This is a genomic window from Paraliobacillus zengyii (assembly GCF_003268595.1).
Taxonomy (GTDB): Bacteria; Bacillota; Bacilli; order Bacillales; family Amphibacillaceae; genus Paraliobacillus_A; species Paraliobacillus_A zengyii.
This window is the reverse complement of the sequence record NZ_CP029797.1, coordinates 383,410-398,108: the sequence shown is the minus strand read 5'-3', so window position 1 is coordinate 398,108 and position 14,699 is coordinate 383,410. Positions and strand designations below refer to the sequence as shown.

Genomic DNA, 14,699 nt, shown 5'->3' with positions numbered 1-14,699 from the left:
AGCTAGTTTTCTATTGTATTCGTCTATTAATCTGTGACAGCTAATGAATCAATTAACTGTGCTTTTGTATTAATCCATTCTATATTTTGGTCAAAGAGTGCATTAGCTTGTTTCAATTGATCTTCGACGCGATTACGAGCTGTACCACCAGCCACATTTCGTGCATTAACAACCGCTTTTGGTTCTAATACATCATAAATATCATGTTCGATTACATCTGAAAATTGCTTAAACTCTTCTATTGATAAATCTAGTAAATATTTTTGTTTTTCTATACTATATAGTACTGTTTGACCAACCACTGCATGTGCCTCACGAAAAGGAAGATCTTTTCCAACTAGATAATCAGCTAAGTCAGTTGCGTTGGAATAATCCTTGGCAACAGCTTGATACATATTTTCTTTTTTTACATCCATTGTTTCAATCATTGGTGCAAAAAGCGCTAAAGCACCTTTGAGCGTTTCTACTGTATCAAACATACCTTCTTTATCCTCTTGCATATCTTTATTGTATGCAAGTGGCAAACCTTTTAAGGTTGTTAACATACCCATTAAATGACCAATAACTCGACCCGATTTCCCACGAACCAATTCAGGTACATCCGGGTTTTTCTTTTGCGGCATCATACTGCTACCCGTACAAAATGCGTCATCCAGTTCAATAAAATTAAACTCAGCACTTGACCATTGGACAAGTTCTTCTGATAAGCGTGATAAATGAATCGAAACCAGTGATGCATCCGCTAAAAACTCAACAACAAAATCACGATCACTTACCGAATCCAAACTATTTTCTGTAATGCCGTCAAAATGTAACTTCTCTGCCACATAGGCACGATCAATCGCAAATGATGTTCCTGCTAAAGCACCTGCTCCTAGCGGTGAACGGTTCACTCGTTTCCAACTATCTGCTAATCTTTCTACATCACGCTGCAACATAAAGACATAAGCCATCATGTGGTGAGCAAATAAAACAGGTTGTGCTCTTTGCAGATGCGTATAACCAGGTAATATGGTGTCTAAATTATTTGTAGCTTGTTGATATAGCGCTTGTTGTAAGTCAACCAACAACTGGCTAACTGTTACTATTGCATCTCGTAAATATAAACGCATATCCAATGCAACTTGATCATTTCTACTTCGACCGGTATGGAGTTTACCACCAACCGCACCTACCTCATCAATCAATAGTTTTTCCACGTTCATATGAATATCTTCATTTTCTTCAGTTAGTTCAGCTTCACCATTAGCTATTTTAGTAGCCACGACCTTTAGTCCTTTGGCAATAGTTTCAGCGTCTTTTAACGATATAATATCGCATTTCCCTAACATTTCAACATGGGCGAGACTTCCTTGAATATCGAAAGTTGCTAGTTTTTGATCGTAACGAATCGATGCTGTATATTCATCTACTAATTGATTCGTTGGTTTTGTGAATCGTCCCCCCCATAGTTTCATTGCTTTACCGCTTCCTTTACGTCAATCGTTGTTTTCGTAATGGATGCTTTCTTATTTTGTTGTGCCTTCGTTACAGTCTCGTGAACCTGCGTAGGTAGACCCCATAGTTTGATAAACCCAAGTGCTGCATCATGATCAAATGCATCGCCTTTAGAATATGTTGCAAGGTCCATATCATATAAAGAATGTTCAGATTTACGTCCAACAACCTGTGCTTGCCCTTTGTATAATTTCACTTTCACTGTACCAGACACATATGTTTGTGTTTCTTTAATAAATGCTTGTAATGCTTCTGTCAATGGCGAATACCATAAGCCATCATATATTGTTTGTGCTAATTTTTGTTCGATTGTTGGTTTGAACTGCGCTACTTCTCTTGGTAATGTCAAAGCTTCAAGCTCTTGGTGTGCTGCAATTAAAGTTAAAGCAGCTGGTGCCTCATAAATTTCACGTGATTTAATTCCTACTAACCTGTTTTCCACATGGTCGATACGTCCAACGCCATGTTTACCAGCAATTTTATTTAATTCTAATATTAATTCATCTAAAGGAAATTCTTTTCCATCAATTGCAACTGGTTTTCCAGCTTTAAATGAAATTTGAATAGTCTCAGGTGTGTTAGGTGCATCAATAGGATCAACTGTTAAATCAAATGCATCCTTTGGCGCCTCTGCCCAAGGGTCTTCTAAAATTCCACATTCATTACTACGTCCCCATAAGTTTTGATCTACACTATATGGACTTTGTAGGCCAACAGGTACTGGAATATTATTTTCCGCTGCATACGCGATTTCTTCATCTCTTGTCATCTTCCATTCACGTACAGGTGCAACAATCTTCAATTTAGGATTTAATGCAGTAAATGCTACGTCAAATCGAACTTGGTCATTCCCTTTACCCGTACAACCATGTGCTACTGCAACCGCACCTTCTTGTTCTGCAATATCAACCAGTACTTTTGCAATTAACGGACGTGATAATGCAGAAATAAGTGGATATTTATCTTCATATAATAAGTTTGCTTGTAAAGCAGGTAAAACGTATTCCTCTGCAAATAACGCTTTTGCATCGACTGAATACGACTTTATTGCACCTACATCTAATGCTTTCTTTTTAACAAATTCAAGATCTTTACCTTCTCCTACATCCAAACCTACTGCAATAACATCATATTTATATTGATCCTGTAACCATTTAATTGCCACAGATGTATCTAATCCACCAGAATATGCTAAAACAATTTTTTCTTTTGCCATTTATAACCTCTCCAATCCCTTATTTAAATCAATTCGTTCAAAATGTATTTGGTATGAATTATTATGCACTATTAAGTATAATAATTCAAGTGTTATACAAAGATTTTTTTATTTTTTTTAGACGAGATAAACCTATACTATAATTAAATTAGGCTAAATGTGCATACATTCCATTAATTAGATTAGAATTAGAGAATATACAGTTTATCATTATAATTATACATATATGTAACCTTTTTAAGAAAGCATGCGACTAATTCAGTAAGAAGTTCAAATCGAGGAGGTTTTGTATGCAGTTCAATAAATTATTTATAATCATGAGTCTTACCTTATTATCTACTTTACTTTTTGCATGTAGTAGTCAAGAAAGTAATGAATTAGTTAGTGAAAGTGGCGATACAGATACTGCTGAATCTAGTATCGAGAGGCAAGAATTGACTACAGAAGATAGTAGTAATGTAGAGGATATCGAATCTGAGGTTCAAGAAGAAGCTCAAGTTAATGAAGATATTCCAGAAGAAACAGGATCTAACAGGAAAATTATTTATAACGCGAACTTGGATATAGAAGTAAATAATTACCAGAACGCCGTTAATCAAATTGAACAAGAAATCACTGCTAAGAATGGTTATATCGTCAGCTCTGATTCCTATCAAGTCGAAGATGATTTACAAGAAGGAACTATTACCGCTCGCATTCCGCAAGAACAATTCGAGTCCTTCATAGCTGTCGTGGAACAAGGAGATATGAAGGTAACACAAAAGAGTATTTCTGGTGAAGACGTAACCGAGCAATATGTAGACCTTGAATCTCGATTAAAATCGAAAGAAGTTGTCGAAGAAAGATTATTAGAATTTATGGAGCAAGCTGAAAAAACAGAGGATTTACTTAATATTTCAAATGATCTTGCAAGTGTACAAGAAGAAATAGAGCAAATCACAGGACAATTAAATTACCTTGAAAACAAATCCGATTTAGCTACGGTCACTCTTTTTATACGTGAAAATCGTTTAGACCTAGTTCGCGATGAAGATCTGAACACATGGGAGAGAACGAAAGAACAACTTATGAAAAGTATTAATTTTTTATTATCTGCTGGCTCAGGTTTGGTTGTATTTTTAATAGGTAATTTACCTATCCTTCTTCTTATTACGATTATTGGTGGGGTTGGGTATTATCTTTGGAAGCGTCAGAAGCGAAACAAAAAGGAATAAGCAAGTTAACATAATTGTCCCACTCTGATAAACTACTAATGAGTGGGACGTTTTTTTCGGTCAACTTTCGCAGAGTAAAACTTTCTTACCCGCTAGGTCAGCAAATGGGCTCCCTTTCCGTGGGCACAGTCTCAGCTAACTCGGATAAGCAAAATTCGCTTTCCGAGTGGATCTTCAACTTGTGCTGTTCCCACAGGAGTGTCACCCATTTGCTTCCTCCGCTGGTTAGCGCATCTTTTTTTATGCAGGTAATAATTTTACTGTTTCTAACTCGAATTTTAATTACAATCATTAAAGCATCTTACACTCTTCTTATATTGCAGTGTTAGTATTAAACATCAATTTTTTAGAGAGCAAGCTTTTTTAAAGACCGTAAAGCAACATAACAGTTATATTCCAAACTTAGCACAGTCAACGATTAGTACTTATTTTTTTGGTGAGAAAGTTATATTATTTATTTGAAAACTAATTCAGGTAAAAGGAGTGAATTAAAATGATTACTACTATAAAATCACCGTTTATTCCACTATTACTAAAACAAAAAATTATGGAAGATGATAAAGAAGTCGGTTTCTTGAAAGCTACTAAATTAGTTCATCAATTTAAAAGTCATCAATCTTATCAGATAAATTATAAAGGACATATAATAAAGGTTATTGAAAACAAAAAAAAGAACGGCGCAAGAAACTGGCGTCTATTACTATGTATTAAAGGTAGAGAATGTGAAAAGGCGATTTAACAATGCTATCCGGTATAAAAGAAACTTTCTCTAAAGGTTATACAGCGTTCAAACTCAGATATGAAGAAGAAGTATTTTACATAAAGAAACCATATATGCATAAAGGAAATTACTGTGAGATTAAAGATAGCAAAGAAAACATTGTTGCAACACATATGAAACAAAATTTATTTAGCTTAAAAAGAAATATTCAGCTGGAAGACCATTATTCAGAATTACAAAACGGCATTTATATTTTAACTTTATCTGTCATTATTTTTGTAGCTTAAATGCTTCAAAGCGTTCACATATTGCAACATTCAAACCAAACATGGTAACATAAAAAAAATCATACTAACTAATTATAAGCGAGGATAATCCAATGGAGTTAACACAAAATATATTTATAGGTATCGGTATTGTTTTAGTAACATCTTGGCTTCTTTTAATCTTCATGAAAAAGCAATTTAAACAGTTTTCTTGGTGGCATATTGGGATTCTATTATTTATTAATTATGTAACGACTGTTATCTTCATCCAAGTAAAAATAGTAGCGTTTATTATCGGCTTACTTCTTACTTTCTCAATAATTGTTTGGAAGAGAATTAATCGCTACCAGCCAGAGTATTGGTTTGAACAAGATGGCAAATAGCATTCACCATTCTCACATGGAGTATGTTGTACAATTCCAGTGTGTTAAACCCGTTCTTCTTTTCCCCTCCCAGCCTTGATCCTTCAATTCTTTGGCTATCAATCTATTAAAAAAACCATGACCTATCAACACAACAGAATCATGTTTTGTAGCATATTCGATTAACTTCTGTGTTGCCTTTTCCGCTCGCACATTAGCATCCTTTAATGATTCGCATTCTTTTGAATATCCACTAAACCAGAGCACTCTTAAAAGAATAGCCCATATTGTGGGATTTAATTTAATTTTTGATAATAGAGGTGGACAGGCTGGTAATTCGGTTTCCCGAAATAAGGAATAAGAGATATTCTCGTTTGTTTTGGTTAACAATGCAGCTGAATCTATTGATCTCTTTAAATCACTAGTTATCACTATATTGGCCATATTCACTTTTTCCAACGTGATTGAGGGATAAGATTCTTTTTCAAAAACGCCATTAGAATCATATTTCCTCATCCAGTCCTTAAATTCAAAACACGTTAATTTATGTCTCTCGGTATGTTGTGATTTACCATGTCTAATTATTGAGATTTCCATGCCAGCCTCCTTCCATAACCGATACGCTTTGTCTTTTTAGGTATCACTACATTAATCTTTTAAAAAAGATCAAATCAACACGTGATTTGATCTACTTCTTTATTTAAATTATTCCCAAACAGCATTTCTTAATTTGTTATTTCGCTCGTGTCTTTGTATCCCAAGGGTAATTAGTCTGTCTATTAAATCCGGATACGTAATACCACTAATATCCCATAATCTTGGATACATACTTATTTTTGTAAAACCCGGTAATGTGTTTACTTCATTAACAACTAAATTACCGTCTTCTTGCATAAAGAAATCAACACGCGCCATCCCTTCACACTCAAGCGTTTTAAAAACTTCAATAGCCGCTTCTTGCACGCGCTTCGTTTGTACTGCAGTCAAATCAGCTGGTGCTGCTAATTCTGCTCCTGTTTCATCAATATATTTTGACTCATAAGAGTAAAAATCAGTATTCGGTAAGATTTCACCAGGGAAAGATGCGATTGGCTCTTCATTTCCAAGTACAGCACATTCAATTTCACGACCAATAATTGCTTCTTCAACCAAAACTTTATTGTCATATAAAAAGGCTTCTTTCATTCCATTATAAAACTCTTCTTCATTACGCACTTTACTAACACCAACAGAAGAACCTTGATTTGCAGGTTTTATAAATAGGGGCAATCCTAATTCCGCCTGTACTTTTCCGAAATTAATGTCTTGTTGTTGATGACTTCTGAAAGTTAAGCCTTTCGCAACGGAAATTCCTGAACCTTTTAGTAAGCGTTTAGCAATATCCTTATCCATGCTAACAGCTGAACCTAACAAGTCTGTTCCTACAAACGGAAGATTTGCTATCCGAAGCATCCCCTGCAAACTTCCGTCTTCACCAAGTGTTCCATGTACGATAGGGAAAACGACATCAACCTGGTCTAAACCACTTGAATTTGATACGTTAACAAGCTGGTTCTGCGCTTCTCCTGGAATAACTGCTACTTGTTGATTACTTTTATTTAATTGAATTAATTTTGGATTCTCTTCATTAATTAAATAAGAAGATGGGTTGTTTATATGCCATTTCCCTTGCTTATCTATACCAAGTAATACGATATCATACTTCGTTTTATCAATTGCATCTACAATGTTTTTCGCTGATTGTAGTGACACCTCGTGTTCAGCTGACTTCCCACCAAATACTATTCCAACCTTTACTTTTGCCATAACCATGCTCCTTCATTATCGAAAACTAACTTCTTAATAAACCATATACCTAAGATACCATATTGAAGCTTGTTTTGAGAAAAAATCTTTTCTTAAATACGCTCTTTTTTATTAAAAAGGCTAATCGTATAACGCAATGATATTAGGAAGACAACTAACATTATAAGTATCATAATAAATATATCTAATTTCGTATTTATTATACTTTCAATTGCTGATTGTCCATTATCATTTGTTACTAAAAAAAATAGATAGGTTGGTGATATCAAACCAAATGACCAGATGGCTCGATACTTAAGTGAGTCTGTATCCATTTTGTAACTAACGAGCATTAAGATACTAATAATGCCTATTATAAAGCAACTTATTATACTAACAACTTTTAAACTATCGATTTCCAACACTAATCCAGGAAAACTATTAGAAATTAGATAATACAAAAAGAACTGTATTAGCGCTAGCAAGCAAACATATGACAAAAAACCATAAAACTGGCTTACAATAAGCATATTCCTGTTTGCTGGCATACTTATGATAAACCGATTAAGTTTTACTTTTTCTTGTCGCTCAAATAAAGAACTTACAAAAAAAATGTTCAATAAACTAACAATAAAATATGGCTGATTTGAAAAGTAAAGCGTACCGATGAAAAAAAGCGTACTTAAAAGCACCATGTCGCGATACTCTTTCCAATGCATTTTGATATAAGATCGAAAAAAAAGCATCTAATCCCCCCTACTAACTGACATTCCCTAAATCTTACGCTTCAGAATCTGTTCAGACCAAAACATGGAACCTAGATATAATAAGACCACAACTATAAAAAACACGAATGGTGAAAGAGGTATGGTGTCATAAAAATACTTCATTGTCACTTGTTCTATTTGTTCTTTGCGGACAAATTCAAACTGTTGATTTGCAAGTTGATCCATTTTATACATACCAAACACAAAACAAATTCCAAAGATAGCCAGTATTGCGTTCGACATAACCTTTGATGAAAACAGATATAAGACTGGTATAATAATTACAAATATCAGTAAAACTAGACTAAAGATTGTATAGATATCTACCCACTTATAATCATAAACAGAAAGAACTATATTTGTCTGTGAAGATTTATATTGTCCACCATTAATAAGAAAATATAGTGACAAAAAAATCACTACTTCTATAAATACGTAAATATAGCGACTTCTTACTAACAATGAATGACCTATCGGTAAACTCTTCATGAAAACATTAACTTTATTATGATTTTCATCAATGAATAATTGGATTACTAAAAACACAATCGCAAAACAGAGAAATAATGTCGATGGTACTAGAATTATTAAAAAAGCAGACAAAAGGAATAATTTCATACTAAGCCAAAAATCTTTCTTCCACAATGACACGAGTCTTCTCAAAAATAACATGTTAACGCAACCTTTTTTGTAATAATCGACTGGATAAGTGGATCGATAAATAATAGCTACTGGCAGCAATCACCGCTATGACTGGAAGACCTTGAAATGGCATTATTTCTCTAATAAAGGGAGGTAACAAAATGGTTTGATTATCGAAGTAAATCCAACCATCTTGCACCTGAAAAACCACTTCAAATACTGTTATAGAGAAAGTCAATAACAACAAGAATTGAATCGTTAAAGCTAGATAAAGCGACTTAAACAAATAAAATAACGGTACGAGTACTGCAGTCATTCCTAAGACAACAGATAGTATAATAATGAGATCTTCCCATTGATAATGATAAGGACTACTAATATTCAGAGTGAAATCAAATATAAGTGCTATCCCCCATTGAAAGACCAATAAAAAAATTGCTAACAATAATATGAACAGGTAACGTCCTTTAACAATAGCTAGCGATGTAATTGGTAAACTTGTGTTAAAAACCTCTATCTTCGTTTTACTATCGGAATAAAATAAACTAATTATTATCGAACCGATTAAAAGAAAATAAGTGAATTCCAATATGAAACCCATACCTAATATCGGTAAAACTAACATTCCAACTAAAACTGATCTATCAATATAATAATCTTTCATTACTAAAGAAAACATAATCTCACCTCTCCAAATTATTACCTTTTCTCTCTCGTCATCAGATACATAATATCTTCTAAGGAGGCTTTTTCGATTATCATCTCACTTGTTTCAAACTCTCTAGGATCACCTTGTAATAGACCGATAAAACCTTGTGGGGTTTCTTCTAGTCCCAAAAATTCTTTACGAATATCAGCATCTAGCATTTTAATTTCACCTTTAATAAGATGAAATTCCTCTTCAATTTCTATCATGCTTTTTTCTAATTTGATTACACCATCATCAATAAAAATAATATGATCAGCAATACGATCTAAATCAGTTGTAATATGGGTTGAGAAAAAAATAGTTCTTTTTTCATCAGTCATTAATTCTTGTAAGATATCCATCAATTCTCTCCGAAAAATGGGGTCTAGTCCTGCGGTTGGTTCATCCATGATTAATAAATCAGGATCATGTGCTAAAGCAAATAATAGTGATGTTTTCATTTTCATTCCTTTTGAAAAATGCTTCAGCTTTTTTTTCAATGGTAAATCGAATTCCGAAAGATATTCCGAGAATAAACGATCGCTCCATGTATCATATAACGGTGCAATAAAAGAGCGCATGTGATTAATCGTAAAGTTTTCATACATATACAATTCATCATATACAAACCCTATTCTTTGCTTTGTTTTTGGATCAGTATTAGGGGCCCCAAATAAACTAATTTCTCCTTGGTTAGGTTTGATAATGTCCACAATAAGTTGAATCGTCGTTGTTTTCCCACTTCCGTTACGACCAATAAATCCAGTTACATAACCGTTTGGTATTTTAAAGTTAAGGTCTCTAATTGAAAAATCGCCCATTCTTTTTGTTACACCTTTTAATTCAAATGGCTCCATATGGCTTCCACTCCCTTTTCAACAAAATCATTCAAAGAATAACGTAACCCGTTCGATAATCGCTTCTTTTGTTAAACCTAATTGTTTTGCATCTTCTATCACTTTTTCTAAATCATTTTCTATTTCTCTAATCTTCCATTCCTTTAATACGTGTGACTGTTGACCAGATACAAACGTTCCTTTCCCAACTGACGAGATAAGAAATCCTTCTTTTTCTAAATCTTCATAAGCACGCTTAGTTGTAATAACACTAACCTGTAACTGCTTTGCCAAAATACGCATAGACGGCAATGCATCACCCTCTTTAAGTACTTCCTGATAGATTTGATTTCTTATCTGTTCCTTTATTTGTTGAAATAAAGGTTCCTTACTTGTATTAGAAAGAACAACATTCATCTGTATCGCCTCAAATTATCATTATTGTGTATATACTATAGATACAATATATACACTAAGCAAAGAAGTGTCAACTTATTTCCACAAAAAAAGAACACCTAATTAAAGGTGTCCTTCTTGTTATTATTCGGCTGTCATCCATTCAGGTTTCCCAAATCCTTGAAACTCTTCGTCGATAATAGCTTCAAATTCATCGGATTCAATTACTTCTTTAATATCTTGAACATATTGCGCATCTAAATCTTCTGTATTTACAACAACACGATTTCGGTAATCATCAGGCATATCCTCTAACGCTAAAGCGTCTAATAAATCCATATCAGCAGCTAATGCATAGTTACCAGGAACAGCTGACAAATCTTCACTTTCTACTAGACGTGGTAATTGAGCTGCCTCTACTTCAACAAAATCTAAATTCTTTGGATTTTCAATAATATCATTTACAGAAGCACTTAATGGATCAACTTCCTCACTGATTGTAATGACACCTTCATCTTGTAGCATTACTAACGTTCTTGCCAAGTTTGTGGGATCATTAGCAATAGCAATCGAACTGCCATCTTCAATTGCATCAATACTATCAAATGTTTCTGAATATAACCCCATTGGTGCTGTTGGAACAATAATAACCTCAGATAAGTCTAAATCATTTTCTTCAGCAAAAGCTTCCATATAAATCTTATGTTGGAACAAGTTTGCATCTAACTCGCCATTAGCTAATACTTTGTTTGGTTGAACATAATCCGTAAATTCTTGGTTTGTTACTTCGTAGCCCTTTTCTTCTAAAAGTGGAGCAATTGCTGTTGTCACCATATCACTATATGGCCCTACTGTTGCACCAAAATCAATTGTTTTCTTTTCTCCATCCGCACTATTTGACTCCTCTTCTGAACCACATGCTGCTAAAATTAAAATAAACAATACTGATATAAGCGCTACTATCTTTTTCATTGTTTTCTCCCCCTGTAAAATTAGTTTATATTTTTTCTCAGCGTTTATTTACTGCTTTTGCAATAAAGTCGCCAAGGTACTGCATAACTTGTACTAAAACGATTAAGACAACAACTGTCGTGAACATTACCGTATTATCATAACGATAATAACCGTAACGAATAGCTAAATCACCGATACCACCGCCACCGATCGTACCTGCCATTGCGGAATAACCAACCAGACTAATAGCCGTAATCGTTAAACCACTAACTAAACCCGATTTAACTTCTGGTAATATAATATCTTTAATAATTAACCAAGGTGAAGCACCTACTGCAATAGCAGCTTCGATCACCCCTTTATCAATATCACGTGCTGCAGATTCGACAATTCTCGCATAAAACGGAATGGCGGCCACGGATAACGCGACAGAAGCTGCAAATGGACCTGTTGTTTTTCCAAGTAACCAATCGGTAAACGGAAATAGAAATACGAGTAAAATAATAAACGGTATTGATCGAATTAAGTTAATGACAATACCTAAAACTATTTTAATAACGCGGTTTTCTAAAAAGAGCCCTTGATCTGTTACAAATAATAAAATACCAATAGGTAATCCTAATATGATAGCGACTAACAATCCTATACCAACCATTGTTAGTGTTTCAAGAAAAGCTACATTTAATTCAGGTAATATTTCAATAATCCTATCGAGCATGTTGGATCACCTCCACCTGTTTTAAGCGTTGTTCCAAATAAGTAATTGCTTCTTTAACCTCTGCAGCATCCCCAAGCAGTTCCATAATGAATATTCCTAAAGGTGTTTCATTAATATATTCGACCTTTCCATGAAGAATATTACCACTAACTTTAAAGCGTTGTAACATATCGGAAACAACGGGATCGCTAGCTAAGTCTCCCCTAAATTGAAGCTGTAATATTGTACCTTGACACGTTGCAAGGAGCTTTTGAGGCAACTCAAAATTTAATACGGTATCAATAAATTGTTTTGTTAATGCTTCCTTAGGATTAGAGAAAATTTCATATGAGGAGCCGCGTTCTATCATTCTACCATCTTGCATAACCGCACATTTATGACATATCTCCTTGACAACCTCCATCTCATGTGTGATCAACACAATTGTAATACCAAATTCTTTATTAATCTTCTTCAACAATGCAAGAATCGATTTCGTGGTACTAGGGTCTAAAGCAGAAGTTGCCTCGTCACATAGCAATACCTTTGGATTATTCGCTAAAGCTCTCGCAATACTTACACGTTGTTTTTGACCACCACTTAATTGTGCAGGATATTGATTTGCTTTATCCGCTAAACCAACAAGATCCAATAATTCTAATACTCTTGTTTTACGTTTCGCTTTTTGTATTCCAGCTGCTTTTAAAGCAAACGCAACATTTTCAAAAACTGTCTTTGCTGAAGCGAGATAAAAACCTTGAAAAATCATACCAATCGATTGCCTAGCTCGCCGTAATTCATAAGACGATAATTGCAATAAATCAACATCATCAATAATTATTTTTCCTGCGGAAGGACGTTCCAAAATATTAATACAACGCAACAAGGTACTTTTTCCAGCACCACTATACCCAACAATGCCGTATATTTCGCCTTTTTCAACGTGCATCGAAACATCGTCTACACCAATAACACTATTCTTTTTCGACTTAAATACTTTACTAACATGCTCTATCGTAATCATCTTTCTCACCTCTCTTTATCTAACGTTTATGCAGCTTCTTACCAGGATCTAAAAAAACTCCCTTTCGTTTTCGCGAAAGAGAGTTGAATTGATTGTGTAAACGTCAACCCTTATCTTTCAGAACGAAAAACATTCTGCAGGAAGTAGCACCACTCCTATTGGAAGGTTGCTGTGACATCAACGGGCCTGATCCCTCTGTCACTCTGGATAAGATATAATGCATATTATTATTAAGTTAGCTTATATATTAATAGTCGATTGATGATTTGTCAACCGGTAATTACCTGGGTTATATATCGTGATTTTGAAACACTTCTAACTTACCAATTCTTTCCGCGGCTTCTTTTAAACGATCAGGTTCCGCTAACAAACCAATTCTAACGTAGCCTTCACCCATTTCACCAAAACCGTTACCTGGGGCAACTGCTACATGCGCTTTTTCTAATAAAAGATCAGCAAATTCCTCAGATGTAAAACCTCTTGGTACAGCTAACCAAACAAAAAAAGATCCTTTTGGCGCCTTTACATGCCAGCCTATTTCATTTAATTTTTCAATTATTACATTCCGACGTTCTTCATATATACTGACTAATTTTTCTACTTCTGATTGATCAGCCAACAATGCCTTTGTTGCTGCTTGTTGCACAGCCCCAAACAAACTCATAAACATGTGGTCTTGAATCAAATTTAAACTTTCGATAACAGAAGGGTTGCCAACTGCAAATCCAGCACGCCAACCAGCCATATTATATGTTTTAGAAAGTGTATACATTTCTATCCCAACATCCTTCGCGCCTTCTGACTGCAGGAAACTTTGCGATTTTTCCCCATCAAAGCCTATTGCACCATAAGCAAAGTCGTGCAAGACACAAATGTCATGTTTCTTGGCAACCGCAATTGTTTCATCAAAAAATTCTTCTGATGCTGTTGCTGCCGTAGGATTATTTGGATAGTTCAAGAACATTAATTTAGCTTGATCTAATTGATCTTGATTTAATGCTTCATAATCAGGCAGAAAGTTATTTTCTTCTTGCAATGGCATAAATACAGGCTTGGCATTGGCCAAAGCTATGCCGGACATGTAGTCTGGATAACCAGGATCGGGCATTAAAGCAATATCTCCTGGATTTAATAGGCATTGACTTATTTCTACTAAACCTGCTTTTGTTCCAAAGAGAATCGCAACTTCTGTTGATGGATCAATATCAACATCAAACTCTCTTTTATAAAAGCTTGCGATAGCCTCTTTAAAAAATTCTTGCCCTCGAAATGGCGAATATTTATGATACTGCGAATTATCTACTGCGACTTTTAATTCTTCTACTATATGTTGAGGGGTAGGTAGATCTGGATTACCCTGTCCCAAATTTATCACATCATAACCTTGATTCACCATATGTTGCACTTTTTGCACTAAACCTGCAAAAAATTGTTTTGGTAATCGTTTCAGCGTTTCCGATTGTTCGAAGTGTTGCATACAAATTCACTCTCCCATAATTAAACCATCAAATATTAATTTCTAATCTTAGCTATTATTTGTCTTTTTGTAAAGCACTAACTTATAATTGAATTGACAGCATAATTGCTCGGTGGGATAATACAGCTGTTAAAATCCCTACTCATAACTAGGAGTG

Annotated in this window: 17 protein-coding genes and 1 riboswitch; of the genes, 4 read left to right on the top strand and 13 right to left on the bottom strand. The window is 34.5% G+C overall.

What is annotated here, in order from left to right:
* Positions 1-26: 26 nt before the first annotated feature.
* Entirely contained in the window at positions 27-1,457 is a 1,431-nt protein-coding gene (gene argH, locus DM447_RS02080) for an argininosuccinate lyase (RefSeq protein WP_112179664.1), read from the bottom strand.
* Complete coding sequence (locus tag DM447_RS02075; RefSeq protein WP_112179662.1) at positions 1,454-2,713, bottom strand: argininosuccinate synthase; 1,260 nt, start codon at positions 2,711-2,713, stop codon at positions 1,454-1,456. Before DM447_RS02075 ends, argH begins: the two co-directional genes overlap by 4 nt.
* A gap of 290 nt (positions 2,714-3,003) precedes the next feature.
* Here DM447_RS02075 and DM447_RS02070 point away from each other — a divergent pair, with 290 nt between their 5' ends.
* From DM447_RS02070 to DM447_RS02055, 4 genes are all read left to right on the top strand, one after another.
* The gene (locus DM447_RS02070; RefSeq protein WP_232824231.1) at positions 3,004-3,927 is read left to right on the top strand and encodes a DUF4349 domain-containing protein; all 924 of its coding nucleotides are present in this window, start codon (positions 3,004-3,006) and stop codon (positions 3,925-3,927) included.
* A gap of 493 nt (positions 3,928-4,420) precedes the next feature.
* The gene (locus DM447_RS02065; RefSeq protein ID WP_112179660.1) at positions 4,421-4,666 is read left to right on the top strand and encodes a hypothetical protein; all 246 of its coding nucleotides are present in this window, start codon (positions 4,421-4,423) and stop codon (positions 4,664-4,666) included.
* Positions 4,667-4,668: 2 nt separating this feature from the next.
* A complete protein-coding gene (locus DM447_RS02060; protein ID WP_112179657.1) occupies positions 4,669-4,935 on the top strand; it encodes a hypothetical protein in 267 nt (88 codons plus the stop codon).
* A 92-nt stretch (positions 4,936-5,027) separates the two neighbouring features.
* Positions 5,028-5,297, top strand: a complete 270-nt coding sequence (locus tag DM447_RS02055; protein WP_112179656.1) for a hypothetical protein — start codon at positions 5,028-5,030, stop codon at positions 5,295-5,297.
* Positions 5,298-5,309: 12 nt separating this feature from the next.
* On the opposite strand, the gene DM447_RS02050 is transcribed toward DM447_RS02055, so the two are convergent.
* The 11 genes from DM447_RS02050 to DM447_RS02000 all read right to left on the bottom strand — a co-directional run bounded on the left by DM447_RS02050 (position 5,310) and on the right by DM447_RS02000 (position 14,542).
* Positions 5,310-5,873 (bottom strand): phosphoglycerate mutase family protein, encoded by a 564-nt coding sequence (locus DM447_RS02050; protein ID WP_112179654.1) that lies wholly within the window; start codon positions 5,871-5,873, stop codon positions 5,310-5,312.
* A gap of 108 nt (positions 5,874-5,981) precedes the next feature.
* A complete protein-coding gene (gene ddlA / locus DM447_RS02045) occupies positions 5,982-7,082 on the bottom strand; it encodes a D-alanine--D-alanine ligase (RefSeq protein ID WP_112179652.1) in 1,101 nt (366 codons plus the stop codon).
* Between the two features lie 92 nt (positions 7,083-7,174).
* Complete coding sequence (locus tag DM447_RS02040; protein WP_112179650.1) at positions 7,175-7,807, bottom strand: ABC-2 transporter permease; 633 nt, start codon at positions 7,805-7,807, stop codon at positions 7,175-7,177.
* A gap of 27 nt (positions 7,808-7,834) precedes the next feature.
* Positions 7,835-8,500 carry an ABC-2 transporter permease gene (locus tag DM447_RS02035; RefSeq protein ID WP_112179647.1) on the bottom strand — a complete coding sequence of 222 codons (666 nt, stop codon included), beginning with the start codon at positions 8,498-8,500 and terminating at the stop codon, positions 7,835-7,837.
* Between the two features lies 1 nt (position 8,501).
* Entirely contained in the window at positions 8,502-9,149 is a 648-nt protein-coding gene (locus tag DM447_RS02030) for an ABC-2 transporter permease (protein WP_112179645.1), read from the bottom strand.
* A 20-nt stretch (positions 9,150-9,169) separates the two neighbouring features.
* Entirely contained in the window at positions 9,170-10,015 is an 846-nt protein-coding gene (locus DM447_RS02025) for an ABC transporter ATP-binding protein (RefSeq protein WP_112179643.1), read from the bottom strand.
* 27 nt (positions 10,016-10,042) lie between these two features.
* Complete coding sequence (locus DM447_RS02020) at positions 10,043-10,411, bottom strand: GntR family transcriptional regulator (protein WP_112179641.1); 369 nt, start codon at positions 10,409-10,411, stop codon at positions 10,043-10,045.
* Positions 10,412-10,534: 123 nt separating this feature from the next.
* Positions 10,535-11,362: a MetQ/NlpA family ABC transporter substrate-binding protein gene (locus tag DM447_RS02015; RefSeq protein ID WP_112179639.1), complete on the bottom strand. Its 828-nt coding sequence runs from the start codon at positions 11,360-11,362 to the stop codon at positions 10,535-10,537.
* A gap of 37 nt (positions 11,363-11,399) precedes the next feature.
* Positions 11,400-12,062: a methionine ABC transporter permease gene (locus DM447_RS02010; protein ID WP_112179637.1), complete on the bottom strand. Its 663-nt coding sequence runs from the start codon at positions 12,060-12,062 to the stop codon at positions 11,400-11,402.
* Positions 12,052-13,065 (bottom strand): methionine ABC transporter ATP-binding protein, encoded by a 1,014-nt coding sequence (locus DM447_RS02005; RefSeq protein ID WP_112179635.1) that lies wholly within the window; start codon positions 13,063-13,065, stop codon positions 12,052-12,054. The genes DM447_RS02010 and DM447_RS02005 overlap by 11 nt, the downstream gene beginning before the upstream one ends.
* 107 nt (positions 13,066-13,172) lie before the next feature.
* A riboswitch (SAM riboswitch) is annotated at positions 13,173-13,279 on the bottom strand.
* 75 nt (positions 13,280-13,354) lie between these two features.
* Positions 13,355-14,542, bottom strand: a complete 1,188-nt coding sequence (locus DM447_RS02000; RefSeq protein ID WP_112179633.1) for a pyridoxal phosphate-dependent aminotransferase — start codon at positions 14,540-14,542, stop codon at positions 13,355-13,357.
* Positions 14,543-14,699 lie beyond the last annotated feature (157 nt).